The organism is Nonomuraea sp. NPDC003804 (genome assembly GCF_040610675.1).
Lineage (GTDB): Bacteria > Actinomycetota > Actinomycetes > Streptosporangiales > Streptosporangiaceae > Nonomuraea.
In genome coordinates, this window is sequence record NZ_JBEXMT010000005.1 from 302,809 (window position 1) to 326,335 (window position 23,527).

The window sequence follows — 23,527 nt, forward strand, 5'->3', positions numbered from 1 at the left end:
ATGCCATGAGACCGGTGAAGGAGGGCTCATGACGTCGTTCATGCTGACGGACACCACGGCCGGGAAGATCTCAGGACAGCTCACCCGGCTGCGTCACCAGATGGGCGTGCCGGCGATCGGCATGGTGCTGACGCTGGTGGTGATCTGCGACGAGCGCGACCAGTACGACAGCGTACGGGCCGCCACCGAGGCCGCCCGCGAGCACCCCTCGCGGATCCTCGTGGTGATCAACCGGGAGCGCGACGAGTCCAACAGGCTCGACGCGGAGCTGCGCGTCGGCGAGTCGGCGCCCGGAGAGGTCGTGGTGCTGCGCCTGTACGGCGAGCTGACCGAGCACGCCGACTCGGTGGTCAGCCCGCTGCTGCTGCCCGACACCCCGGTGGTGGCGTGGTGGCCGGGTGAGGCGCCCGACGTGCCCGCCGAGGACCCGATCGGGACGCTGGCCCAGCGCCGGATCACCGACGCCAAGGCGGCCCGCGAGGGCATCAGGGCGCTGGCCGGCCGGGCCAAGGGCTACGCGCCGGGCGACACCGACCTGGCGTGGGCGCGGCTGACGCCGTGGCGCAGCCTGCTGGCCGCCGCCTTCGACCAGCCGGTGGGCAGGGTGAAGAAGGGCTTCGTCGACGGGGCCGCCGGCAACACCAGCGCGCCGCTGCTGGCGGCGTGGCTGGCCGACCGGCTGGGCGCGCCGGTGAAGACGGCCGACTCGGCGGGTCCCGGCCTGACCTCGGTACGGCTGTCGCTCGACGGCGGGGAGGTCGCCGTCACCCGCAGCGACGCCCGCCTGGCCACGCTCTCGCGTCCAGGGCAGCCGGACCGGCACGTGGCGCTGGCCCGGCGGAGCACGGCCGAGCTGCTGGCCGAGGAGCTGCGCAGGCTCGACCCCGACGAGACCTACGAGGCGGCGCTGAAGCGGCTGGCCCGCACGCACAAGGGCTGAGGGTGCCGTCCGAGGGCCCCGGGTTCGACGGAACCCGGGGCCCTCGGCGTCGGCGCCCCTTCGGGGATCTCCCCCGGCCGGGCCCGCCGGGAGCCGGTCGGCGGCCGGACGCCCGCGCCTCGATAGGGTGTGATCGTGAGCGTTCCCAACGTAGTCGTGCACCGCAACGCCGACGTGCTGGCCAAGGCCGTCGCCGCGCGGATCATCACCCGCCTGGTCGACGTGCAGTCGGCGCGGGGTTCCGCGTCGCTGGTCCTGACCGGCGGCACGGTCGGCATCGCCACCCTGGCCGCGATCGCCGAGACGCCCGCGCGTGACGCAGTCGACTGGCGCAGGCTGGACATCTGGTGGGGTGACGAGCGTTTCCTGCCCACCGGTGACGACGAGCGCAACGAGACCGGTGCCCGCAAGGCGCTGCTCGACCAGGTCGACGTCGACCCCGAGCGGGTCCATGTCATGCGGGGGCCCGACTCCGGCATGTCGCCGGAGGAGTCGGCCGCGGCCTACGCCGAGGAGCTGCGCCAGGCGGCCCGCCCCGAGGATCACGGTCCCGTCCCGTCGTTCGACGTCATGCTGCTCGGCATGGGGCCCGACTCCCACGTCGCCTCGCTGTTCCCCGGCAACCCGGCCGTGTACGACACCCGCTCGGTGGTGGCCGTGCACGGCTCGCCGAAGCCGCCGCCGGTGCGGATCTCGCTCACCTTCCCGTCGATCCGGTCCGCGCGCGAGGTGTGGGTGGTGGCGGCCGGCGAGGAGAAGGCGGGTGCCGTACGGCTGGCGCTGGCCGAGGACTCGGGCCCGGTGCAGGTGCCCGCGGCGGGTGCCAGAGGGCGGCAGCGCACGCTCTTCCTGCTCGACAGGGCGGCCGCGGCGAAGATCCCGCCGGAGCTGGGCAGGATCGCTTCACCCTGACGCGGGCGGTCATCCCGGAGATCCACCGGTCCATAAGCGGATTTGACACCAAATCTTAGGTCTTGTCAGCCCGGGGTGTGTTTTTTACCTTCTTGGTCATCGACCTACGAAGGGACAACCCCCCATGGCCTTACGCCGCTGGGCCGCGGTCATCGCCGCGGCCGTCGCCGTAGTCGCGAGCTCCACTCCCGCCCTCGCCGACCCCGAGCCGTCCGGCAAGCTGATCATCCCCACCGCCGAGCCGCAGGATCTCGTCCCCGGCAGCTACATCGTGGTGCTGAAGAACCGGCCCGAGGTGTCGCGGGCCGCCACCGACCTGACCGCCAGGCACGGCGGCACGACGTTCAGGGAGTACCGGCACGCGCTGCGCGGCTTCGCCGTCCACGCCAGCGAACGGCAGGCCAGGCGGCTGGCCGGCGACCCGTCGGTCGAGTACGTGCAGCAGGTGGTGGTGCACCGCGCCTCCGACACCCAGCCGAACCCGCCCTCGTGGGGCCTTGACCGCATCGACCAGCGCAACCTGCCGCTGAACAGCTCCTACACCTACGGGCCCACCGGTGCGGGCGTGCACGCCTACATCGTCGACACCGGCATCAGGCCCTCCCACGGCGACTTCGGCGGGCGCGCCTCCATCGGGTTCGACGCGATCGGCGACGGCCAGAACGGCAACGACTGCCACGGCCACGGCACGCACGTCGCCGGGACCACCGGCGGCACGGCCCACGGCGTGGCCAAGGGCGTGACGCTGGTGGGTGTCAGGGTGCTCAACTGCGAAGGGTCGGGCACCACCGACCAGGTCGTGGCGGGCATCGACTGGGTGACCGCGAACGCGGTCAAGCCGGCGGTCGCCAACATGAGCCTCGGCGGCAGCGCCGACGCCGCGCTCGACACCGCCGTCAAGAACTCCATCGCCTCGGGCGTCTCCTACGCGATCGCGGCGGGCAACGGCTTCCTCGGGCTGTTCGCGCTGGACGCCTGCACCCAGTCGCCGGCCCGCGTCCCCGAGGCGATCACCGTCTCGATCACCAACAACTCCGACGCCAAGCCGTCGTGGGGCAACCGCGGCCCCTGTGTCGACCTGTTCGCCCCCGGCTACAACATCACCTCGACCTGGAAGGACTCCGACACCTCGACGAACACCATCAGCGGCACGTCGATGTCCACCCCGCACGTGACCGGCGCCGCGGCCCTCTACCTGCAGGGCCACTCCGGTGCGACACCGCAGCAGGTGCGCGACGCGATCGTGAACAACGCCACGACCGGCGTCGTCAAGAGCCCCGGCAGCGGCTCGCCCAACCGCCTGCTGTACATCCCGGGTCTGTAGCCTGCCCGGCATCCCCTGCCCCGCGGACGCTCTCCCCCGGTCCGCGGGGCGCCCCGGGCTCAGGCCAGGGCGTCGATCTCGGCCAGCAGCCCCCGCTTGCGGTCCTCGGCCAGGTACGAGGCCTGGACGGCGTTGCGCGCCAGCTGCGCCAGCTCGGCCTGCCCCATCCCGAACACGTGCGCGGCGACGCGGTACTCGGCGGCCAGCGTCGTGGCGAACATCGGCGGGTCGTCGCTGTTGAGCGTGACGAACAGCCCCTCCTCCAGCATGCGGGGCAGCGGGTGGTCCTCGATCCGCCCGACCTGCCCCGTGCAGACGTTGGAGGTCGGGCAGACGTCCAGCGGCAGCTGCGTCTCCCGCAGGTAGGCCACCAGGCGGGGGTCCTGGAGGGAGTTGATGCCGTGCCCGATCCGCTCGGCGCCGTAGCCCTCGATGACCTCCCACACCGTCTCGGGACCCGTCATCTCCCCGCCGTGCGGGACGCTGTGCAGCCCGGCCGCGCGGGCGGCGCTGAAGGCGTCACGGTAGGCGTCGCGGTAGGCGAGCCGATCCTGTTCGATGCCACCGATGCCGAAACCTACCAACGCGGCGGGAGGTTCTTTCAGCGCGTGGTCCACGGTGACGCGGGCGGCCTCCTCGCCGAACTCGCCGGGGATGTCGAAGATGTAGGCCATCTCGACGCCGTGCTCGTCGAGCGAGCGGCGGGCGGCCACGTCGAGCGCCTCGGTGACGGCGCGCATCGGCAGGCCGCGCATCCAGTGCGCGTAGGGCGTCACCTGCAGTTCGACGTAGCGGCAGTTCTGCGGGGCGAGGTCGCGGGCCAGCCCGACCACCAGGGAGGCGACGTCCTCGGGCTCGCGCACCAGCTCGTTGACCGCCTGGTAGACCTGGGCGAAGTGCGGGAAGTCGCGGAAGGTGTAGAAGGCCCGCAGCTCCTCCTCGCTGGTGGGCACGCCGCTGCCGGGATGGCGGCGGGACAGTTCGAGCACGGTGGGCACCGAGGCGGAGCCGACCAGGTGCACGTGCAGTTCGACCTTGGGCAGCCGGTCGATGAACTCGTCGATCGTCATGGCGACGACCCTAGGCGGGCGTCACCGCCGCCAGAAAGGCTTTGGCCGCGAATCTGACAACAACTGGTGAGATTCAGCCCGCCCAGGCACGGGTGAGCGGCAGGAGGACGCCATCGACGGCCTGCGCGGCGAAAGCGTCGTCCAGCGGCGGCCCGATGAAGATCAGGCGGTGCCAGACGAGCGCCTCCACGACCTCGAACAGCCGTCCGGCATCGACGGCGGACGGCAGCTCGCCCCGCGCCACCGCCCGCTCCACGAGCAGCGTGGCGCCCGCCAGGTCGCGCACGGGCATGCGTTCGCGCAGGGTCCTGGCCAGCTCCTGGTGGGAGACGAGGGTCGAGGACAGGCCCATGATGAGCCCGTGCTTGCGTTCGGCCGCCGCCGCCAGCCCCCTGACCACCTCCACGAGATCACCGCGCAGCGACCCGGTGTCGGGGACGGCAGGCACCTCCATGTCGAAGCGACGGCAGATGACCTCGACGACGAGCTCGGGCTTGCCCGCCCAGCGCCGGTAGATCGTCGCCTTGCTGGCCTTGGCCCGCCGGGCGATCTGGTCGACGGACATCCGGTCGTAGCCCATCTCCGACAGCAGGTCGAAGGTGGCGTCGAGGATGGCCTTCTCCCTGCCGGGATCCAGTGGTGCCACGCGGTGTCCTTACGTGTCGGCGAACTCACCGAATCGTACGCCGGTGAGCTCGGCCGAGACGTCCCACAACCGCGCGGCCAGCGCCTCGTCCCTGGCGGCCTTACTGGGAGTCAGCGGCTGGGACCTGGGCCCGAGGTACTCCCCTCCCCTGATGAGCGGCGAGGTGGCGGCGTACAGGGAGGGCGCCGCGCCGTCCTCGGCACTGCGCAGGAACAGCTTCAGCAGCGGCTGGAAGGGGCCCACGGAGAAGAAGTTCGTGGCCGTGGCGCCCGGATGGGTGGCCACCGCGCGCAGGGCCGAGCCGGCCCGTCGGGCCCTGCGCTGCAGTTCGAAGGTGAACAGCAGGTTGGCCAGCTTGGAGCGGCCGTAGGAGCTCGTCTTGCCGTAGCCGCGTTCGAGGGCGAGATCGTCGAAGTCGAGCCTGCCGACCTTGTGGGCGTCGCTGGCGACGGTGACCACGCGCGGGGCGGGAGCGGCCAGCAGGCGCGGCAGCAGCAGGCCGGTGAGCGCGAAGTGGCCCAGGTGGTTGGTGCCGAACTGCAGCTCGAAGCCGTCCTTGGTGAGCGTGCGCGGGATCATGCCGACGCCCGCGTTGTTGATCAGCAGGTCGACGCGGTCGACGCCCGCGGCGAACTCCCGTACCGAGGACAGGTCGGCCAGATCCAGCCGGCGGAAGACCACGTCGGCGCCCGGCACGTCGCGCAGGATGCCCGCCACGGCGGCGCCGCCGCGTTCCGGGTCGCGGGCGGCGACGGTCACCCGCGCGCCGCGCCTGGCCAGTTCACGCGCCGTGGGCAGGCCGATCCCGCTGTTGGCGCCCGTGACGATCGCTGCGAGCTCGGGCATGGAGCCTCCAGGTGTACGAAACCGTTTCGTACACCAATCTACCGCCCGGGACCTGGGTCGCGGAACAGCGGTACCGCCCTCCTCGCCGACCCTCCTCGCCGACCCTCCTTGCCGAGAGCGACGGCAGGAGCTAGGCGGCGCCGGTCTGGGCGCGGACCATCCGCGCGTACCACCCGTGCCGGTCGCCGAGCAGGTCGAGGCGAGCCCCGTGCTCCGCCACGCGGCCCCCGTCCAGGGCCACGACGGTGTCGAAGGACTCGAACACGCCGAACCGGTGAGTGATCATCACCGTGGTCCGTCCCGCCCGTTCGGCCAGGATCGCCTCGACGACCTCCAGCTCGGTCAGCGGGTCGAGCGCGGAGGTCGCCTCGTCGAGCACGAGCACGGACGCGTCGGCCAGGAGCGCGCGGGCCAGGGCGACGCGCTGCCGCTCGCCACCGGACAGCAGCGCCCCCCGCTCTCCCACGAGCGAGTCGTAGCCGTCAGGGAGCGCCGTGATCCGCTCGTGGATCCGGGTGATCCGGCAGGCGCGCACGAGATCGTCCAGCGACGCGTCGGAGGCGGCGTACCTGAGGTTGTCGGCGACCGACCCCTGGAAGAGGAAAGGCTCCTGCGTGGCGATGCAGACCCGCCCGGGAGACGGCTGCCCGACCTCCGCCCCGTCGATCCGGACCGATCCCTCGGTGGGCGCGTGCAGCCCGGCGAGGAGGTGGCCGAGCGTCGTCTTGCCCGAGCCGCTCGGGCCGACGACCAGCGTGGTGGACCCGGCCGGGATGGCGAGGCTCACGCCGGACAACGCCGGACGGTCCTGCCGCCCCGCGCCCGCGTACCTGAACGTGGCCCCGCGGACGGTGAGCGCGCCGGGCCCGGGGGCGGGACCCGGTCGCGGACCAGGCTCGGACTCCGGCTCCGGCTTCAGGTCGAGGTAGTCGAAGACCCTCTCGAAGGCTCCCTGGGCGGAGCGGAACTCGGTGGAGACGTGCAGGAGCTGCCACAGAGGCTGGTAGAGCCTCGCCTGCAGCACGGTGAAGGCGACCAGCGTGCCAGGGGTGATCCCGTCGGTCAGGCCCGCCGCCACGAACACCAGGTAGGGGGTCAGCACGAAGAAGACGTGTCCCGCGCTCAGCACCCCCTGGGCCACCAGCCCGGAGCGTACCCCCAGCCGGGCCAGCCGCTCGCTCTCGGCGCCGAACCTGGTGGCCTCCTCCGCGCCCCTGCCGTGGACCCTGGCCAGGATGACGCCGCCCAGGCACAGACGCTCCGCCACGATGGACGACAGTTCCGCGCGAGAGCGCTGGCTGACCTCCGACAGGTTCTTGAGCGCTCGCCCCGACCGGGAGGCCACCCAGACGACGATCGGCGTGAGGATCAGTGCGGCGCCCGCGAGCAGGGGTGACAGCATCACCATCGCACCGGCCGCCACCACGAATCCGATGACGCCGGAAAGCGTGCTGGGCAGGGTGTCCTTGACGGCGTGCTCGATCTGCGCGGTGTCGTTGGCCAGCCGCGACTGGATCTCACCGCCGCGCGTCGCGGCGAAGAAGGCCAGCGGCATGCGCTGGAGGCGGCCGAACAACTCCACGCGCAGCGCATGCACCACCCGCTGCGCGACGCGCGCCGACACCCACGTCTGCCCGAGGTCCACCACACCGACCGCGCAGGCGGTGGCCGCCGCCAGCCCGGCGATCAGGGCGAGCAGCGGCAGGTCGGGGCCGCCGGCGCCGAACAGCGCCCGATCGAAGACCAACTGGGTCAGCAGCGGGACGGCGGCGTTCAGCGCGGAGTAGGCCGCGACGAGCAGGACGACGAAGCAGATGGCGAGCCGGTGCGGCATGAACAGCCGCGCGACCCTGCGCCAGGTCCCGGGCGCGGGAGGCTCCTCCGAAGCGGAGAGGGGGCGATCGTGCACGTGGCCGGGCCTGTCCTTGTCTGGCGATCGGACGTCCGTCCTGGTGGTCGAACGCCTGTCCTGGGATCGAAAAGAGCCCCGCCCACCCGGGAACGGGCGGGCGGGTTCCGCTATCAGTTGTCGGTGCAGCCGAAGTGCTTGATGCAGTGGGTCAGCCGGAGCGCCTCGTTGGCACCGGGCTCAAGCTCCTGGAGCGCCTGCAGGTCCTGAACGTCGAAGGACATGGTCGTTCACCTCCTTGTGAATGCCGGGGCCGCCTGTGCCGCGGCCGCCTGTCATCGCCGTCCCCATGTGGGTACGGCGAGCCTGGGGGTCTCCTCTTCCGGCATCCACAACCGGGCGGACCGGTCGCGCAGCCGGAGAAGGAAGGCGACGATCCCCGCCGTGCCGGCGAGGAAAGTCGGGGGGAAGTCTCCATGAGGGCCGGGGACCAGCAGGCGACCGCGATGTTCGGTCGCGCGGGTCTCCAGGCAGCCGGCCAGGTCCCGCGCCCACCGCCGGTAGCGGTCGTCGCCGGTGAACTCGGCCATGTCGAGCAGGAACTCACCGTCGCCCGGCAGCCCGTGACACGGCACCGGTCCCGACTGCCATCGGGTACGGTGCACGGCCGCCGCCGCCTTGCGCGCCAGGTCCAGCGCGGTCGGGTCGCCGGTGACGCGCCAGTACCTCACGAGGAAGGAGCCGATCCCGGAGGAGCCGCTGCACCAGTGCGGCCGGCGCGGGCGCACCGTCCCCAGGTCGCCGCGCAGGGTCGGCCACCAGGCGGTGTCCCCGTCCACCTCGGCGTGTTCGTGGAGGGCGCGGGCGATCTCGTGGACGGTCGCTGTCCAGTCCGGCCGGTCGAGGGCCTGGCCTGCGTGGAGCAACGCGGTCCCGATCCCGGCGATGCCGTGCGCGAAACCGAAGTGGTTGGCCCCTGCCAGGCCGGAGTCGAACGTCTCCGGCGTCGGCCACTGCGGGTGGCCGTCGCTGTACGAGCGCGCCTCGTGCAGGTTCTGGAAGATCCCGGCGGCACGGTCTCGCAGCGCGAGATCGCCCGAGCCCAGCGCGATGTGCAGGACCGCCATGCCGCATCCGGCCAGCCCGTGCGTCACGTCGGAGCTGGGATGGTCCGTGGGCAGCAGCCGCGCCGCCCGCACCGCGAACCGTTCCAGGTCGGCGTCGCCCATGACCGTCGCCGCGTCGTACAGCGCCCACACCGCGCCGGAGCGTCCGAAGTGAAGGCCGGGCCGCCAGACGTCCTCGGCCACCAACCGCTCCCGCAGCCAGCGGGCGAGTTCGGCGACCGCCTTCGCCTGCGGCGCGGCCCGCGTCAGGACGCCGAGGATCCCCGGCGCGCCACCGTTCACCGAGCACGGATCGACCTCCATGCCGTCGGCGACGTTGGGCCACGGCGACGAGGCGCCTTCGCCCGTGTCCGCCGTCCCCACCAGGTGGGCGATCCCGTCATCGATCAGCCGGTCGATCCGCTCCGGTGGCCGGTTTCCGCGGTTGGCGTTAGCGCGCTCCGGTGACCTGACCTCCCGGTCGGCCGTGGCGCGCTCCGGCGGCGCGACCTCCCGGTCGGCGGCGCGCTCCGGTAGCCTGACCTCGAGGTGGGGGGCGGCCTGCTCCGGTGTGAGCGCGGTGAGGAACCGCTCGCACCTGTCCAGCGACCAGCGCCGCTCCGGTTCCGCCGCCAGCAGGCCTTCCACGAGCGGCCGCAGCAGCGCGAGCGTGGGGTTGGCCGCGGCCACCCCGGCCACGCCGGCCACCGCGGCGACCCGGCCGGGGCCCGGCGGGTCCAGGTGGGCGCCGACCGCCAGGAAGTACACCATCGCGCCGAGGCTGTAGAGGTCGGCGCCCGCCTCCGGCGCGGTCAGGAACTCCCCTGTGTGGCCCGCCAGCTCCGGGGCCAGGTAACCCGGGGTCCCGCCCACCATGACGGTGGTGCCCGGCACGGCCGTGTGCTCCAGGTCGATGAGGCGTAGGTCGCCACCGGGCGAGACCATCACGTTGTTCGGCGAAAGGTCGCCGAACACGTAGCCTCGGCCGTGCAGCGCCTTCAGCACCGCGATCAGGCGGCTGACGAGGGGCAGCACCTCCGCCGCCCCGTTGCCGAACCCGTCCTCACCCAGCGGCCCGGCGTTCCCGTCCGACCAGCGCTGCAGCGTGACACCCTGGACGAACTCCTCGACGAGGAAGGCGTGGCCGCCCTGCTCGAAGAAGTCCACCACGGCCGGCGCGATCCCGGCCGGCGCGAGAGCCTCCAGGCAGGAACGTTCCATCGCGATCCGATCCCGCGCGTCCCTGCCGCTCAGATCGGCGCACGCGTGCGGACGCCCCTCCTTGACGACCACGTCGTGACCGGTCTTGGTGTCCTCGGCGAGGTAGACGCCGCCACGGTTCGCGTGCCGTACGGCCTCGCGGACGACGAACCGGTCGTTCAGCATGACCGCGGCCGCCCCGGGACGCCGGCTCGCCGCCGGAACCTCGAACGGGCAGGCCGCGAACGGCGGCGGGGAGAAGCGCGGCCGCCGCTCGTCGGGAACGAGCCGGCCCTCCGGCGAACGCAACCGGATCTCGTAGAACCCGTCGTTGCCGAGCACGCGATGCCCGCTGAAGGCGCCGTAGCGGTAGTGCACGATCCCGCCCTGCCGGTACGGACGGTCGGAAAGGATCACCGGCCCTGGAAGCCCACGGGTGGCCTCGTCGAGCAGGGCCGCCAGGCGCACCGACTCGGCGTCGTCCAGCGGATAGACGGTGATGAACTTCCCGGCCTGCGCGCGGCTGCAGTGCGGTTCGAGGAACTTCCAGTAGTCGCCCAGCCGGGCGGGAAACTTGAAGGCGCAACCGGCCTCGGCGAGCACCCGCGAGACGCGGGAGAGCACCACCGGCGCGGAGAGCATCGTCGCGGAGACGTGCAGCTTCCATCCCTGGTCGGGCATCGCGTACGCGTCCGGCGTGACCTTGCACCAGAGGTCGTCCTCGGCGATCGACCAGCCCTGCGCGCCCGCGCGCCCGAGTTCGGCGGTCACGATGTCGCGCAGAACAGCCGGGTCTCCCGAACGCCCACCCACGTGATCCCCCTTCCAGCCGTCGCCGCTCTTCCCTGCGGAACCGACAGTGGTGGAGGACTCTTGCAAATGAATGGGAAATCAATTGAATGCGAGGTTAACGCCTGTTTCCCACCCAAAAAGGGCCGCCACCCTCTTTATCGGTCATGTTTCACCGCGTTTTCGTCCCACCCGTTGAATGGCCAGGACATCGGAACCACCTCACCTCCCGGCTCGCCCTTGGCGGACACGCGCTTGACCTGCACAGGCGCGTCGCAGGGGTCTCATGGCGAGCCAAGCGGAAGGCGCGAGGGTCAGGCGACGCCGTGGAATTATCGAAACCTGTCGCGCAAGGGGATTGTGTCGACACGGAAGACAGCCTGGAACAACGCGACGCCGACACAAATCCCCGTTAATCCCGATGCCCGGCATGGAAGGTGAGACAAGTGCCCGAACATCACCGCCGAATGACGGCCGGGCCGGCGGACAGGCGGAGTTCCAGGATGTCCTCCTGGCCGAAGGTCTGCCCGGTGGGGACGAATCCGGCGGAGAGGTAGAGGGCCTTGGCCGCGACGTTGTCGGCGCGTACGCCCAGCCGCAGCACAGGGGCGCCGAGCTCGTCCCGCACATGTGTGATGACCTGCTCGAGAGCGGCTCGGCCCAGACCCTTTCCCTGGTGAGCCTGGTCGATCATCAACCGGTACAGCCACATCTGACCGTCGTCGGGATCGGGACCGTACATCGCGAAGCCCACGGCGCGCTCGTCGTGCACCACCGCCCGGGTCATGAAGCCCGGCAAGAAGCGACTCTCCGCGATCGAGTACAGGTTCGACGCGACGAGGTCACGCTGGTCGTCGGCCACCGTCAGGTCGGCCACCTCCTCCCAGGTCTCCGGGCACAGGTCGTCGAGGCGCACATGAATCGGCATGAGACATCCCTAGCCGATCTTCACGCGGGCCGTCATGCGAATATTCGCGCGACCATCTGGGAGCCATGCGCGCGACGGTTCCGCTCAGCGTCGCCGGCCGCGGTTCCTCAATCCCGCAGTCGCGCCCGCGCGTGCGCCTCCTCCCGCCGGGCCACCTCGGCCCGCTGGTCGGCCTCGGCGAGCTTCCGGCGGGCCTTGGCCAGCTTCTTCTCCAGCGTCGCCACCTTGGCGGCCCGCTCGTCCCTCTCCCGTACGGCCTGCGCCAGCGTCTCGCGCCACTCCTCGTAGACCGCGGTCGCCTCGGCCAGCTGCCTGGCCTTGCGCTCCTCCGCCGCCCGCTGCTCCTCCTGCGAGGGTTTGCGCGCGGGAGGCGCCTTGGGCGCGGGCGCGGGGGCGAAGCCGCTGTAGCTGAGCGGCTTGGCCAGACGGCCGCGCCGTACCTGCTCGGCCGCCTCGGCGTTCACCGTCGCGGCGTCGAGCGTCTGCTCCACCTCGGGCCCCGCCGAGGGGACCAGCCGGAGCAGCCGCTGGGAGAGCCTGGCGCGCCGGTCGGTGAGCTCGCTCAACGCCGCCCTGTCCTGGGCCGCCCACGCGGCGCGCAGGTCCTCACCCAGCTCCAGCAGTTCGGCCAGCTCGTCAGGATGGGCGCGGGCGAGCTGGTTGACCGCCCACGCGGCGACCGTGGGCTTGCGCAGCGCGGCCACCTGGCGGGCGAGCTGCGGCTGTCCCGCCTGTTTGGCCGCGCGGGCCTCCGCCTCACGCGCGGCCATGAACTCGGCCACGGGCAGCGCGTAGAGCCGGTCGGCGATCTCGTCAAGATCCACACTTGACACCTACCCCGCAGGGCGGGAGTTGTAGCGCATAGTGGAAGCAGCCCACTCGAACGGAGGCCCCGTGTTCGAGCGCTTCACCGACCATGCCCGCCGCGTGGTCGTCCTGGCCCAGGAAGAGGCGAGGACGCTCAACCACGACTACATCGGCACCGAGCATCTGCTCCTGGGCCTGCTCCGCGAGGACGACGGCCTCGCGGCGATGGTGCTGCGCGACTGCGGCGCCGACCTTCACGAGCTGCGGTCGGCGATCGAGGAGGTCGTCGAGCCGGGCCTCGCGCCGCCGGCCGGCCACATCCCCTTCACCCCGCGCGCCAAGAAGGTGCTCGAGCTGTCGCTGCGCGAGGCGCTGCAGCTCGGGCACCACCACATCGGCACCGAGCACATCCTGCTCGGGCTGATCCACGAGGGTGAGGGCGTGGCCGCCCAGGTGCTCGTGGGCCGGGGGCTCGACCTGAACAGGCTCAGGCACCGGGTCGTGCGTCGGCTCCGCCCGGGATCGCCGAGGGAACGGCTGCAGCTCGACCTCCGGCTCCGCCAGATCCAGGAGAGCCTCGAAAGGATCGAACGCCGCCTGGACGCCCTGGGCGCACCTGCCGACCCGAAGGCCGCCGGCGATACCAGAGACACCCCCGGCGGCGACGAGGCGCAGGACGCCTAGACCAGGACGCCTAGACCAGGGCGCCCACCGCGAGCCGGGCCTCGACGACGCCGGGGTCCTCGGTGTAGCCGAGCGTGGCGCCCAGCGAGACCATCAGCCGCCGCATGCGCGTGTTGTCCGACAGCAGGGTGGCCCGGACCTCGGCGTAACCGAGGTCCCGCGCCCCCTCCACCAGCATCCTGGCCAGTGCCGCGCCCAGACCGCGCCCCTGCCAGCGGTCCTCGACCAGCACGGCCATCTCGGCGATGCCCGGATCCGGGGTGAACATCAGGTTGGCCAGCGCCACCACCTGGCCGTCGTGACCCGCCACCAGGGAGTGCCCCCTGCCGCGGTCGCACAGCCGGTCGAACACCCGGGGAGGCAGCGCGGGCATGGAGGTGAAGTAGCGGAACCTGCGGCTCTCGGGCGAGCATCTGTCGTGCAGGTCCTTGACGGCCTCGCGGTAGATGGCGGTCAGCGGCCTGACCACGACCTCGGTGCCGTCGGACAGCCTGATCTCGCGCTCGCCGCCTGCCGGGTCGGCGGGCGGCTGGGCCAGCCGTACGAAGGAGGCGGCGCGGGCGGCCTCGGTGAGCGTGAACGGCAGCCGGCTCCTGCGCACCTTGATGGCCCGCTTGGCGGCCACGGGGACGACCAGGAGGGTCGGGTCGGGAAGATCGTGCACGGCGTCACCATAGACCCAGCGGGCGTCGTCCGCGCGTAGGAGCTCGACCAGCAGGTCGGGCAGCCGCCACGGCGCCGCGCGCAGTCGCGAGGCCAGCAGCAGCGCCCTGGTGGGCTCGTCGGTCAGCTCGTGCGCGTTGGCCGCGACGACCTGGACGCGGCGGCCGCCCGCCGACTCCAGCGCCGCCTTGACCACGTCGGGACTAGCGGGAATGTCCGCGACGAACTCGTCGACCGTGCCGTCGGTGTCGGGCTGGACGCTCAGCCCGAGGATGTTGCCACCCCGCTCGGCGAGGGCGGCGGCCAGCGAGGCCAGCCTTCCGGGCCGCTCGTCAACGGTGGTACGGATGCGCAGAAATCCCATGCCGCCAGGATGCGCCCCGTTTGTTACAACCAACGGCTGAAAGTGTTTCATCGCGAATTCCGTGGCGAGATGCATGAAGATATACGGATATAGCAGGATGTGCCCCATGAGCACGCGTGTTCCTTCGTTCAGCGACGGCTTCGTCAACGGAGACGTCTCCTACTGGCATCGTTCCCTCGGTGAGCCGTCCATCGGACCCGCCCTCGACGGCGACCGCAAAGCGGACGTGGCGATCGTGGGCGCCGGCTACACCGGGCTCTGGACGGCGTACTACCTCAAGCGGGCCAGACCCTCGCTCGACGTCGTGGTGCTGGAGAAGGAGTTCGCCGGATTCGGCGCCTCCGGGCGCAACGGCGGCTGGCTGACCGGCGACCTGGCCGGCAGCCACGAGCGCTACGCCAAGACGCACGGCGCGGAGGCCACCAGGCTGCTGCAGCGCGAGATGTACTCCTCCATCGACGAGGTGATCGCCGTCTGCGACAAGGAGGGCATCGACGCCGACATCGTCAAGGGCGGCGTGCTCAACGTGGCCAGAGGCAGCGCGCAGGCGGCCAGGCTGCGCGCCTCGGTCGCCGCGGGCGCCGCATGGGGCGTCGAGGCGAGCCTGCTGAGCGCCGAGGAGCGCGAGGCCAGGTTGCGCGTGGCGGGCGCGGTCCAGGCCTCGTGGAGCCCGCACTGTGCCAGGATCCATCCGGGCAAGCTGGTGCGGGGGCTGGCGAGGGCGGTGAGGGAGTCGGGGGTCGAGATCTTCGAACGCACACCGGTCGAGGAGATCGCGCCGCACCGGGCCGTCACGCCGTACGGCACGGTCCGCGCCGACTACGTGATCAGGGCCACCGAGGGCTTCACCGCCACCATCAAGGGGCTGCGGCGGCAGTGGCTGCCCATGAACAGCTCCATGATCGTCACCGAGCCGCTTCCCGACGCCTTCTGGGACCAGGTCGGCTGGGAGGGCGCCGAACTGCTCGGCGACCTGGCCCACTACTACATGTACGCCCAGCGCACCGCCGACGGCCGCATCGCCTTCGGCGGCCGGGGCAGGCCCTACCTGTACGGCTCGCGCGTCGACGCCAGGGGGCACACCCACGAGTGGACCGTCGAGGCGCTGTGGGCGCTGCTGGTCGACTTCTTCCCCGCCGCCGCCTCCGCCAGGATCGCCCACGCCTGGTCGGGCGTCCTGGGCGTGCCGCGCGACTGGTGCTCGACCGTCCACGTGGACCACGCCACGGGCCTCGGCTGGGCCGGCGGCTACACCGGGCACGGCGTCACCACGACCAACCTGGCCGGCCGTACCCTCAGGGACCTGATCCTGGACGAGCCCGGCGAGCTCACGGCCCTGCCGTGGGTGGGCCGTGAGGTGCGCGCGTGGGAGCCCGAGCCGCTGCGCTGGCTCGGCGTCCACTCCATGTACCGCCTGTACCGCGCGGCCGACGCCCGCGAGCGCTCCATGTCCCGCACGTCCGCTCTGGCGCGCTTCGCCGATCTCATCACCGGTCACTAAGGAGTCCCGTTGCACACCCTCTTCCGCGGCGGACGCGTCTTCACCGCCACCGGATCCGCCCCCACCGACGACGCCGTGCTCGTGCGCGACGGCGTGATCGTCGCCGTCGGCGCCGAGGCCGACCTGGTACGGCAGGCGCCCGCGCACGAGACGGTCGACCTCGACGGCGGCCTGCTCATGCCCGGCGTCACCGACGCGCACATCCATCCGGTCCAGGCGGGGCTCGAGCACGCCAAGTGCGACCTGTCGGAGATCTACGGGCTGGACGCCTACCTGGCGAGGATCGCCGAGTACGCGGCGGGCTGCGACAAGGAGTGGATCGACGGCGGCGGCTGGGACATGTCCGCCTTCCCCGGCGGCCTGCCGCACCGCTCCCAGCTCGACTTCCTCGACCGGCCCGCCTACCTGATCCAGCGCGACCACCACGCGGCCTGGGTCAACACGCGCGCGCTGGAGCTGGCCGGCATCACCCGCGACACCCCCGACCCGGCCGACGGCAGGATCGAGCGTGACGCCGACGGCACCCCGAGCGGCGTGCTGCACGAGGGCGCGATGGACCTGGTGGGCCTGCTCACGCCGCGCCCGACCGCCGACGACCTCGACGCGGCGCTGCTGACCGCCCAGCGGCACCTGTTCTCCCTGGGCATCACCGGCTGGCAGGACGCGATCGTCGGCTCCTACGCCGGCTCCGACGACCAGCTGCCCACCTACCTGTCGGCGGCCAAGGCGGGGCGGCTGAAGGCCCGCGTGGTCGGCGCGCTGTGGTGGGACCGCACCCAGGGCGCCGAGCAGATCGAGTCGCTGATCGAGCGCCGGGCCATGGCCGAGGGCCTGGACAGGTTCCGCGCCGGCGCGGTGAAGATCATGCAGGACGGCATCACCGAGAACTTCACCGCCGCGGTGATCGAGCCGTACTGCAGGTGCGGCGGGACCGGCCTGTCCTACATCGACCCCGTCAAGCTGCGCGGTCACGTCGCCGAGCTCGACCGGCACGGCTTCCAGGTGCACTTCCACGCCATCGGCGAGCGGGCCGTACGGGAGGCCCTGGACAGCCTCGAGGGGACCGCGCCGGCCAACCGGCACCACATCGCGCACCTGCAGATCATCGAGCCCTCCGACGTGCCGCGCTTCGCCGCGCTCGGCGTGACCGCGAACCTGCAGCCGCTGTGGGCCACCCACCACGCGCAGATGGACGAGCTGACGCTGCCCTTCCTCGGCGAGGAACGCTCGGCCTGGCAGTACCCGTTCGCGGCGCTGCTGTCGCACGGCACCCGGCTGTGCGCGGGCAGCGACTGGCCGGTGTCGAACGCCGACCCGATCCAGGGCATGCACGTGGCGGTCAACCGTACCGAGCCGGGCGGATCCGTCCACGCGGACTACCCGACCGCGCAGACGCCGTTCCTGCCGGGCGAGCGGATCGACCTGGCCACCGTCATGACCGCCTACACGGCCGGCTCGGCGTGGGTCAACCGGTCGCCGGCGGGCTCCATCGAGCCGGGCCGTCCCGCCGACCTGGTCGTTCTCGACCGCGACCCGTTCGCCCTGCCCGCCGCGGAGATCTGGACCACGCGGGTGCGGCTGACCTTCGTCGACGGAGAACCGGTCTACCAGCGCTGACCCGTTCGGGCCTGTCCGGGGCGCGAGCCCCGGACGCGCCGCTTCCGCGCTTCCCGCCGAGGGGGAGGTCGCCCTCTTCCGCGCGAGGCCCGCAGCGGGGCGCTCAGCCCCGCAGAGCACGAAGACCCCGGCCCGTACGGGCCGGGGTCTTCGCGTTGACCGAAGTTCTACCAGGGGGACCTGTTGGCGCGCAGGCGCTCGAGGGCCTCCTCGAGGATCGCCTTGCCGTCCTTGTCGCTCCTGCGCTCCTTCACGTAGGCCAGGTGCGTCTTGTACGGCTCGTTCTTCGGGGGAGCCGGCGGCGCGGCCTCATCCTGGCCGGCAGGGAGCCCGCAACGGGGGCAGTCCCACGTCTCGGGGACCGCCGCGTCACTGGCGAAGCTGGGGCGCGTCTCATGCATGTTGGCGCACCAGAACGAGACCCGCACTCTCGGAGCTGCCTCGCCGCGCTCGGCCTCCCCCATAGGGCCGGCGCCGACTCGGCTGCCACGGATCGCGTTGCCACTACCCACGGATGAACTCCTCGCTCGATCGCCCCGCGTGCGGCGGGGGGAGAATCACTGTCACGCGTTGACGTGCTGTCAAGGTTTGAGCAGCAGGCCAAGGGCGATGATGCAGACGAACCAGACGATGCCGGTGATGATTGTCAGCCGGTCGAGGTTGCGCTCCACCACCGAGGAACCGCCGAAGCTCGACGAGAAGCCGCCGCCGAACATGTCGGACAGACCTCCGCCCTTACCCTTGTGGAGCAGCACCAGCAGGATCATCAGGCAGCTCGCCAGGATGAGGGCGATGGAGATTCCGATAATCACCGTAGACCCGTTCTTTCAATGCTCAGTTCGCGCGACGATTCAAACTTGCTTCTAGAGGGTACGACCTGCTGTCAAGTCGCACCCTCCGAACGCTCCAGTTAGCCAGACATTTCGCCGAAACGGCAGATCTTGACGTACTCCCCTGCATCGATGCTGGCGCCGCCCACGAGGGCGCCGTCGATGTCGGGCTGAGCCATGATCCCGGCGATGTTGTCAGACTTGACCGAGCCTCCGTAAAGGATACGGATGCCGGCGGCCACTTCGGGCGTGTAGAGCGCGGCGAGTCGTGCTCGGAGCGCGCTGCACACCTCCTGTGCGTCCTGCGGGGTGGCCACCTCGCCGGTACCGATCGCCCAGACCGGCTCGTAGGCCACCACTATCGATTTTGCCTGCTCTTCGGTGACTCTGCGCAGAGCGGCTTCAAGTTGTGACACGCAGTGGGCCACCTGGCCCTGCGCGTGCCGTACCCCGAGGTCCTCGCCGACGCACAGGATCGGCGTCAGGGAGTGCCGGTAGGCGGCCAGGACCTTGGCGTTGACGACGCCGTCGCCCTCGTCGTGGTACTGGCGGCGCTCGGAGTGGCCGACCGTCACGTACGTGCAGCCGAGCTTGGCCAGCATCGCGCCGGACACGTCGCCGGTGTAGGCGCCGGCCTCATGCTGGGAGAGGTCCTGCGCGCCGTACACGATGCGCAGCTTGTCGCCGTCGACCAGCGTCTGCACGCTGCGCAGGTCGGTGAACGGCGGCAGCACCGCCACCTCGACCTTGTCGAAGTCCTTGTCGTTCAGCGCGAAGGCGAGCTTCTGGACCAGCGCGATGGCCTCGAGGTGGTTGAGGTTCATCTTCCAGTTGCCGGCGATGAGCGGCTTGCGTGTGGTCAACGCCCGCTCACCACGCATCCGCTCTCGGCGCGTCGGTTTCGCTGCACGTCAGTCCTCCAGGACGGCCAGACCGGGCAGGGTCTTGCCTTCGAGATACTCGAGGCTAGCCCCACCACCGGTGGAAATGTGGGAGAAGCCGTCCTCCGGCAAGCCGAGCCGGCGTACGGCTGCCGCCGAGTCGCCGCCGCCCACCACGGTGAAGGCCTCGGAAGCGACCAACGCCTCGGCCACCGCACGAGTTCCGCCGGCGAACGCGTCGAACTCGAACACGCCCATGGGGCCGTTCCAGAAGACCGTGCGCGCGTCGGCCAGCCTGCTCGCGAACAGCTCGCGGCTGCGCGGGCCGATGTCGAGCCCCTGCCGGTCGGCGGGGATCTTGTCGTCGTCGACCACCTCGTGGCCGGCGTCCTCGGCGAAGTGGGTGGCGGCCAGCACGTCGACGGGCAGCAGCAGCTCGACGCCGCGCTTGGCCGCCTCGTCGAGGAAGCCGCGCACCTGGTCGAGCTGGTCCTCCTGCAGCAGCGACGCCCCGACCTCGTGACCCTGGGCCTTGAGGAAGGTGTAGGCCATGCCGCCGCCGATGAGCAGCCTGTCGACCTTGGTGAGCAGGTTGGCGATGACGCCGAGCTTGTCGGAGACCTTTGCGCCGCCCAGCACGACCACGTAGGGCCGCGCCACGTCCTCGGTGAGCCTCCTGAGCACCTCGACCTCGGCCACGATGAGCCTGCCCGCCGCGTGCGGCAGCAGCTGCGGCACGTCGTAGACGCTGGCGTGCTTGCGGTGCACGGCGCCGAAGCCGTCGCCGACATACAGCTCGGCCAGGGCGGCCAGCCGCTCGGCGAAGGCGCGCCTGACCGCGTCGTCCTTGGACTCCTCGCCCGGGTCGAAGCGGAGGTTCTCCAGCAGGGCCACCTGGCCGTCCTGGAGACGCTCGACCGTCTCGGTGCCGATCACCTCGGGCGAGAAGGCGACCTCCTGGCCCAGCAGCTCGCCCAGGCGCTTGGCGACCGGCCCGAGGGAGTACTTGGGGTTCGGCTCACCCTTCGGACGGCCCAGGTGGGCGCAGACGACGACCTTCGCGCCGCGCTCCACCAGGGTGCTGATCGTCGGCACCGACGCGCGGATGCGGCCGTCGTCGGTGATCGTCTCCCCGTCGAGGGGGACGTTGAGGTCGGCGCGCACCAGGACGCGCCGGCCCTTCACGTCGAGATCGTCGAGCGTGCGCATCAGAGGTCAGCGCCCACCAGCTGGATCAGGTCGGCGAGGCGGTTGGAGTAGCCCCACTCGTTGTCGTACCAGCCGACGACCTTCACCTGGTTGCCGATGACCTTGGTCAGGCCGGCGTCGAAGATGCAGGAGGCCGGGTCGGTGACGATGTCGCTGGAGACGATCTCGTCCTCGGTGTAGGTCAGGATGCCCTTGAGTGGGCCCTCGGCGGCGGCCTTGACGGCGGCGTTGACCTCCTCGACGGTGACCTCGCGAGCCAGGTCGACGGTCAGGTCGGTGGCCGAGCCCGTGGGGATCGGCACGCGCATCGCGAAACCGTCGAGCTTGCCCTTCAGCTCGGGCAGCACCAGGCCGATGGCCTTGGCGGCGCCGGTCGAGGTCGGGACCACGTTGAGCGCGGCGGCGCGGGCGCGGCGCAGGTCCTTGTGCGGGCCGTCCTGCAGGTTCTGGTCCTGCGTGTAGGCGTGGATGGTGGTCATCAGGCCCTTCTCGATGGTGAAGGAGTCGTGGATGACCTTGGCCATCGGGGCCAGGCAGTTGGTGGTGCAGGAGGCGTTGGAGATGATCGTGTGCGCGGCGGGGTCGTACTTGTCGTGGTTGACACCCATCACGATGGTGATGTCCTCGCCCTTGGCGGGCGCGGAGATGATCACCTTCTTGGCGCCGTTGTCGGCGTGCACCTTGGCCTTGGCGGCGTCGGTGAACAGGCCGGTCGACTCCACCACGACGTCGACGCCAAGGTCGCCCCAGGGCAGCTTGGCGGGGTCGCGCTCCTCGAAGACCTTGATGGCCTTGCCATCAACGGTGATCTCGTCACTGCTGGCCTTCACCTCGTACGGCAGGCGGCCCAGGATGCTGTCGTACTTCAGCAGGTGGGCGAGCGTCGCGTTGTCGGTCAGGTCGTTGACCGCGACGATCTCGATGTCCTTGCCGCTGGCGGCGACCGCGCGCCAGAAATTGCGGCCGATGCGACCGAAGCCGTTGACGCCTACGCGGATGCTCACGGAACCGTCTCCTCGTACATGAATGGCGGGCTGAAACCTCTGCAAACACTATCGGACCCAAATTGGTTTAGACCACGTGAGGTCCCGTCCGGTTTTTCCTCGATCACCACACGTCATTTGCCCCGGTCGAGTAAAGTGCCCGACTCGTTACCGTCAAATCCCCTCATTTCCTAGGACCTCATCACCATGAGCCAGCAGAAGTCAGGCCTGGTACCCGGCACCCTCATGGGCCTGATGGCCATGCTCGTCGGTGCCGGTCTCCACGGGACGGTCATCGGCATCACCGAGTACAACCTCGGCGTCGTCGCGGTGCTGGTAGGCGTGCTCGTCGGGCTCGGCATGACGGCCGTCCAACCGTCCAGCGCGGTCCTGCCCGTCCTGGCCGCCCTGTACGGCGCCGCCGGAGCCGCCCTCGGCACCACGATCGGCGTGACCGTGCTCACCGTGAAGGCCGCCCCCGGCACCGGCTACCTGGCCGCCGCCCGCACGGTCGTCACGCGGTTCGACCAGGTGATCCAGAAGGACCCGGTGATCGCGCTGTTCTGGGTGATCAGCGCGGTGGCGGCCTTCGCGTTCGTGCACAAGCGGGTCAAGGCGGTCAGGGCGGCCCGGGAGGCCGCCGCGTCGCAGCCGCCCGCCGTACCCGCCGAGGAGCCGGTCGACCTGTTCACGCCGCGGAACCGCTGAGCTCCTCCGCCCGGTTTCGCCCCGGTCCGGGGAGGCTCCGCCCGCTTCACCCCAGAACCGCCGAAGTCACCCCGGATCGCGAAGCTCCACCCGGAGCCCCGACACCACCGGCCACCGCCGCCCCACCCCGAAGCCCACGGACCTGCACGTGAGCGACTCCACTCCCGAAGCCCGCCGGCCTCCAGGTGAACGCCCACCCCGAAGCCCGCTGGCCTGCACGTGAGCGACTCCGCTCCCGAAGCCCGCCGGCCTCCAGGTGAACGCCCCAATCCGAACCCCACGGACCTCCACGTCGCCGGCCCCGCCACCGAAGCCCGCCGGCCTCCAGGTGAACGCCCCACTCCGAAACCCGCCGGCCCATGTGCGTGGCCCCAGCCCGCTCCCAGGCCCGGGCATGCCTGACCCCCGACGCACGGCCCTCCAGCGCGGACAGGAGGCGCTTTCAAGCTGGGCATCCTGCGCCGCGGCCACAGTGCCACACGTCCACACGGCCATCGGCGGCCGGCCTCACCCCGTGACCTGAGGGCCCCCGCGACACCCTCGACGCGACCTGGCACCTCACACGTCGCCTCCGGACGGGCAGGTCACGCCCAGCGAGCAGTCTCACCGCGCCGTGGAGACCGGCAAACCGCGGACGCCGACCCGCGGCGCCCCCGGGTCACGGAGCCATCATCTCCACCGTGAGGTTGGCCTCGGTGTTGGGGATCCCCAGGTCGGAGGCGCGCTTGTCGGCCATCGCCAGCAACCGCCTGATGCGGCCCGCGATGGCGTCCTTGGTCAGCGGCGGGTCGGCGATCTGGCCCAGTTCCTCGAGCGAGGCCTGCTTGTGCTCGACGCGGAGCCGTCCCGCGACGACCAGGTGCTCGGGGGCGTCGTCACCGAGGATCTCCAGTGCCCGCTGCACCCGCGCGCCGGCGGCCACGGCCGCGCGCGCCGAACGCCGCAGGTTGGCGTCGTCGAAGTTGGCGAGCCGGTTGGCGGTGGCCCGCACCTCGCGGCGCATCCGCCGCTCCTCCCACGCCAGCACGCTGTCGTGGGCGCCCAGCCTGGTCAGCAGCGCGCTGATCGCGTCGCCGTCCCGCACCACCACCCTGTCGACACCGCGCACCTCGCGCGCCTTGGCGTGGATCTTGAGCCGTCGCGCCGAGCCCACCAGCGCGAGCGCCGCCTCGGGCCCCGGGCAGGTGACCTCCAGCGACATCGAACGGCCGGGCTCGGTCAGCGAGCCGTGGGCGAGGAAGGCCCCGCGCCAGGCTGCCTCCGCGTCGCAGGAGGCACCGGCCACCACCTGGCGCGGCAGACCCCGTACCGGGCGGCCGTGGTTGTCGATCAGGCCGGTCTGCCTGGCCAGCGCCTCGCCGTCGCGGTAGACGCGCACGACGTAGCGCGAGCCCTTGCGCAGCCCGGCGGGGGCGAGCACCAGCACCTCGGCCTTGTGGCCGAAGACCTCGCCGATGTCCTTGATCAGCCGGCGTGCGGTGGCGTTGGTGTCGAGCTCGGCCTCGATCACGATGCGCCCGCCCACGAGGTGCAGCCCGCTCGCGAAGCGCAGCAGCGTGGACACCTCGGCCTTGCGGCAGCAGGGCTTGAGCACCGGCAGTCGGCTCAGCTCGTCCTTCACCACACCTGTCATTGCCATAAGCGTTAGTCCTCCCCCATACAGACCGGCT

At 71.5% G+C, this 23,527-nt stretch carries 20 protein-coding genes and 1 pseudogene; 7 read left to right on the forward strand and 14 right to left on the reverse strand.

Going from position 1 to position 23,527, the window contains the following annotated elements; translation table 11 throughout:
- Positions 1 to 28 precede the first annotated feature (28 nt).
- The 3 genes from ABZX22_RS09350 (at position 29) to ABZX22_RS09360 (ending at position 3,176) form a co-directional block, all read left to right on the forward strand.
- Entirely contained in the window at positions 29 to 940 is a 912-nt protein-coding gene (locus ABZX22_RS09350; protein WP_354907118.1) for a glucose-6-phosphate dehydrogenase assembly protein OpcA, read from the forward strand.
- 135 nt (positions 941 to 1,075) lie between these two features.
- Positions 1,076 to 1,852 carry a 6-phosphogluconolactonase gene (pgl, locus tag ABZX22_RS09355; RefSeq protein WP_354907119.1) on the forward strand — a complete coding sequence of 259 codons (777 nt, stop codon included), beginning with the start codon at positions 1,076 to 1,078 and terminating at the stop codon, positions 1,850 to 1,852.
- A gap of 124 nt (positions 1,853 to 1,976) precedes the next feature.
- Entirely contained in the window at positions 1,977 to 3,176 is a 1,200-nt protein-coding gene (locus ABZX22_RS09360; protein WP_354907120.1) for a S8 family peptidase, read from the forward strand.
- A 59-nt stretch (positions 3,177 to 3,235) separates the two neighbouring features.
- On the opposite strand, the gene add is transcribed toward ABZX22_RS09360, so the two are convergent.
- From add to ABZX22_RS09395, 7 genes are all read right to left on the reverse strand, one after another.
- Positions 3,236 to 4,246, reverse strand: coding sequence for an adenosine deaminase (gene add, locus ABZX22_RS09365; RefSeq protein WP_354907121.1), 1,011 nt, complete (start codon positions 4,244 to 4,246; stop codon positions 3,236 to 3,238).
- Between the two features lie 73 nt (positions 4,247 to 4,319).
- Positions 4,320 to 4,892, reverse strand: coding sequence for a TetR/AcrR family transcriptional regulator (locus ABZX22_RS09370; RefSeq protein WP_354907122.1), 573 nt, complete (start codon positions 4,890 to 4,892; stop codon positions 4,320 to 4,322).
- Between the two features lie 9 nt (positions 4,893 to 4,901).
- On the reverse strand, positions 4,902 to 5,738 hold the full coding sequence (locus ABZX22_RS09375) for an oxidoreductase (RefSeq protein WP_354907123.1): 837 nt from the start codon (positions 5,736 to 5,738) through the stop codon (positions 4,902 to 4,904).
- Positions 5,739 to 5,868: 130 nt separating this feature from the next.
- Complete coding sequence (locus tag ABZX22_RS09380; protein ID WP_354907124.1) at positions 5,869 to 7,647, reverse strand: ABC transporter ATP-binding protein; 1,779 nt, start codon at positions 7,645 to 7,647, stop codon at positions 5,869 to 5,871.
- Positions 7,648 to 7,922: 275 nt separating this feature from the next.
- Positions 7,923 to 10,706: a class IV lanthionine synthetase LanL gene (gene lanL, locus ABZX22_RS09385; protein WP_354907125.1), complete on the reverse strand. Its 2,784-nt coding sequence runs from the start codon at positions 10,704 to 10,706 to the stop codon at positions 7,923 to 7,925.
- Between the two features lie 433 nt (positions 10,707 to 11,139).
- Positions 11,140 to 11,610: a GNAT family N-acetyltransferase gene (locus tag ABZX22_RS09390; protein WP_354907126.1), complete on the reverse strand. Its 471-nt coding sequence runs from the start codon at positions 11,608 to 11,610 to the stop codon at positions 11,140 to 11,142.
- A 107-nt stretch (positions 11,611 to 11,717) separates the two neighbouring features.
- Positions 11,718 to 12,434: a hypothetical protein gene (locus ABZX22_RS09395; RefSeq protein ID WP_354907127.1), complete on the reverse strand. Its 717-nt coding sequence runs from the start codon at positions 12,432 to 12,434 to the stop codon at positions 11,718 to 11,720.
- 70 nt (positions 12,435 to 12,504) lie between these two features.
- On the opposite strand from ABZX22_RS09395, the pseudogene ABZX22_RS09400 reads away from it, so the two are divergent.
- A pseudogene (locus ABZX22_RS09400) lies at positions 12,505 to 12,924 on the forward strand (Clp protease N-terminal domain-containing protein); the annotation flags it as partial.
- 187 nt (positions 12,925 to 13,111) lie between these two features.
- Here ABZX22_RS09400 and ABZX22_RS09405 read toward each other — a convergent pair.
- Complete coding sequence (locus ABZX22_RS09405) at positions 13,112 to 14,128, reverse strand: GNAT family N-acetyltransferase (RefSeq protein WP_354907128.1); 1,017 nt, start codon at positions 14,126 to 14,128, stop codon at positions 13,112 to 13,114.
- 106 nt (positions 14,129 to 14,234) lie between these two features.
- On the opposite strand from ABZX22_RS09405, the gene ABZX22_RS09410 reads away from it, so the two are divergent.
- Together ABZX22_RS09410 and ABZX22_RS09415 are read left to right on the forward strand one after the other, a co-directional pair.
- Positions 14,235 to 15,629 (forward strand): FAD-dependent oxidoreductase, encoded by a 1,395-nt coding sequence (locus ABZX22_RS09410; RefSeq protein WP_354907129.1) that lies wholly within the window; start codon positions 14,235 to 14,237, stop codon positions 15,627 to 15,629.
- A 9-nt stretch (positions 15,630 to 15,638) separates the two neighbouring features.
- Positions 15,639 to 17,246, forward strand: coding sequence for an amidohydrolase (locus tag ABZX22_RS09415; RefSeq protein ID WP_354907130.1), 1,608 nt, complete (start codon positions 15,639 to 15,641; stop codon positions 17,244 to 17,246).
- 167 nt (positions 17,247 to 17,413) lie between these two features.
- On the opposite strand, the gene ABZX22_RS09420 is transcribed toward ABZX22_RS09415, so the two are convergent.
- The 5 genes from ABZX22_RS09420 to gap all read right to left on the reverse strand — a co-directional run bounded on the left by ABZX22_RS09420 (position 17,414) and on the right by gap (position 21,170).
- On the reverse strand, positions 17,414 to 17,758 hold the full coding sequence (locus ABZX22_RS09420; protein ID WP_354907131.1) for an RNA polymerase-binding protein RbpA: 345 nt from the start codon (positions 17,756 to 17,758) through the stop codon (positions 17,414 to 17,416).
- Between the two features lie 69 nt (positions 17,759 to 17,827).
- Complete coding sequence (secG, locus tag ABZX22_RS09425; RefSeq protein WP_354907132.1) at positions 17,828 to 18,058, reverse strand: preprotein translocase subunit SecG; 231 nt, start codon at positions 18,056 to 18,058, stop codon at positions 17,828 to 17,830.
- 98 nt (positions 18,059 to 18,156) lie between these two features.
- A complete protein-coding gene (gene tpiA / locus ABZX22_RS09430; RefSeq protein WP_354907133.1) occupies positions 18,157 to 18,939 on the reverse strand; it encodes a triose-phosphate isomerase in 783 nt (260 codons plus the stop codon).
- A 48-nt stretch (positions 18,940 to 18,987) separates the two neighbouring features.
- Positions 18,988 to 20,166 carry a phosphoglycerate kinase gene (locus ABZX22_RS09435; protein ID WP_354907134.1) on the reverse strand — a complete coding sequence of 393 codons (1,179 nt, stop codon included), beginning with the start codon at positions 20,164 to 20,166 and terminating at the stop codon, positions 18,988 to 18,990.
- Complete coding sequence (gene gap, locus ABZX22_RS09440) at positions 20,166 to 21,170, reverse strand: type I glyceraldehyde-3-phosphate dehydrogenase (RefSeq protein ID WP_354907135.1); 1,005 nt, start codon at positions 21,168 to 21,170, stop codon at positions 20,166 to 20,168. Before gap ends, ABZX22_RS09435 begins: the two co-directional genes overlap by 1 nt.
- Before the next feature lie 186 nt (positions 21,171 to 21,356).
- On the opposite strand from gap, the gene ABZX22_RS09445 reads away from it, so the two are divergent.
- Positions 21,357 to 21,857 carry a hypothetical protein gene (locus ABZX22_RS09445; RefSeq protein WP_354907136.1) on the forward strand — a complete coding sequence of 167 codons (501 nt, stop codon included), beginning with the start codon at positions 21,357 to 21,359 and terminating at the stop codon, positions 21,855 to 21,857.
- A gap of 658 nt (positions 21,858 to 22,515) precedes the next feature.
- On the opposite strand, the gene whiA is transcribed toward ABZX22_RS09445, so the two are convergent.
- Positions 22,516 to 23,496 carry a DNA-binding protein WhiA gene (gene whiA / locus ABZX22_RS09450; RefSeq protein WP_354907137.1) on the reverse strand — a complete coding sequence of 327 codons (981 nt, stop codon included), beginning with the start codon at positions 23,494 to 23,496 and terminating at the stop codon, positions 22,516 to 22,518.
- Positions 23,497 to 23,527 lie beyond the last annotated feature (31 nt).

Coding starts and splice junctions, on each gene's coding strand:
- whiA (WP_354907137.1), bottom strand. CDS start 23,496: ATGGCAATGACAGGTGTGGTGAAGGACGAGCTGAGCCGACTGCCGGTG.
- ABZX22_RS09360 (WP_354907120.1), top strand. CDS start 1,977: ATGGCCTTACGCCGCTGGGCCGCGGTCATCGCCGCGGCCGTCGCCGTA.
- ABZX22_RS09445 (WP_354907136.1), top strand. CDS start 21,357: ATGAGCCAGCAGAAGTCAGGCCTGGTACCCGGCACCCTCATGGGCCTG.
- ABZX22_RS09350 (WP_354907118.1), top strand. CDS start 29: ATGACGTCGTTCATGCTGACGGACACCACGGCCGGGAAGATCTCAGGA.
- ABZX22_RS09410 (WP_354907129.1), top strand. CDS start 14,235: ATGAGCACGCGTGTTCCTTCGTTCAGCGACGGCTTCGTCAACGGAGAC.
- ABZX22_RS09435 (WP_354907134.1), bottom strand. CDS start 20,166: ATGCGCACGCTCGACGATCTCGACGTGAAGGGCCGGCGCGTCCTGGTG.
- ABZX22_RS09390 (WP_354907126.1), bottom strand. CDS start 11,610: ATGCCGATTCATGTGCGCCTCGACGACCTGTGCCCGGAGACCTGGGAG.
- add (WP_354907121.1), bottom strand. CDS start 4,246: ATGACGATCGACGAGTTCATCGACCGGCTGCCCAAGGTCGAACTGCAC.
- ABZX22_RS09405 (WP_354907128.1), bottom strand. CDS start 14,128: ATGGGATTTCTGCGCATCCGTACCACCGTTGACGAGCGGCCCGGAAGG.
- ABZX22_RS09375 (WP_354907123.1), bottom strand. CDS start 5,738: ATGCCCGAGCTCGCAGCGATCGTCACGGGCGCCAACAGCGGGATCGGC.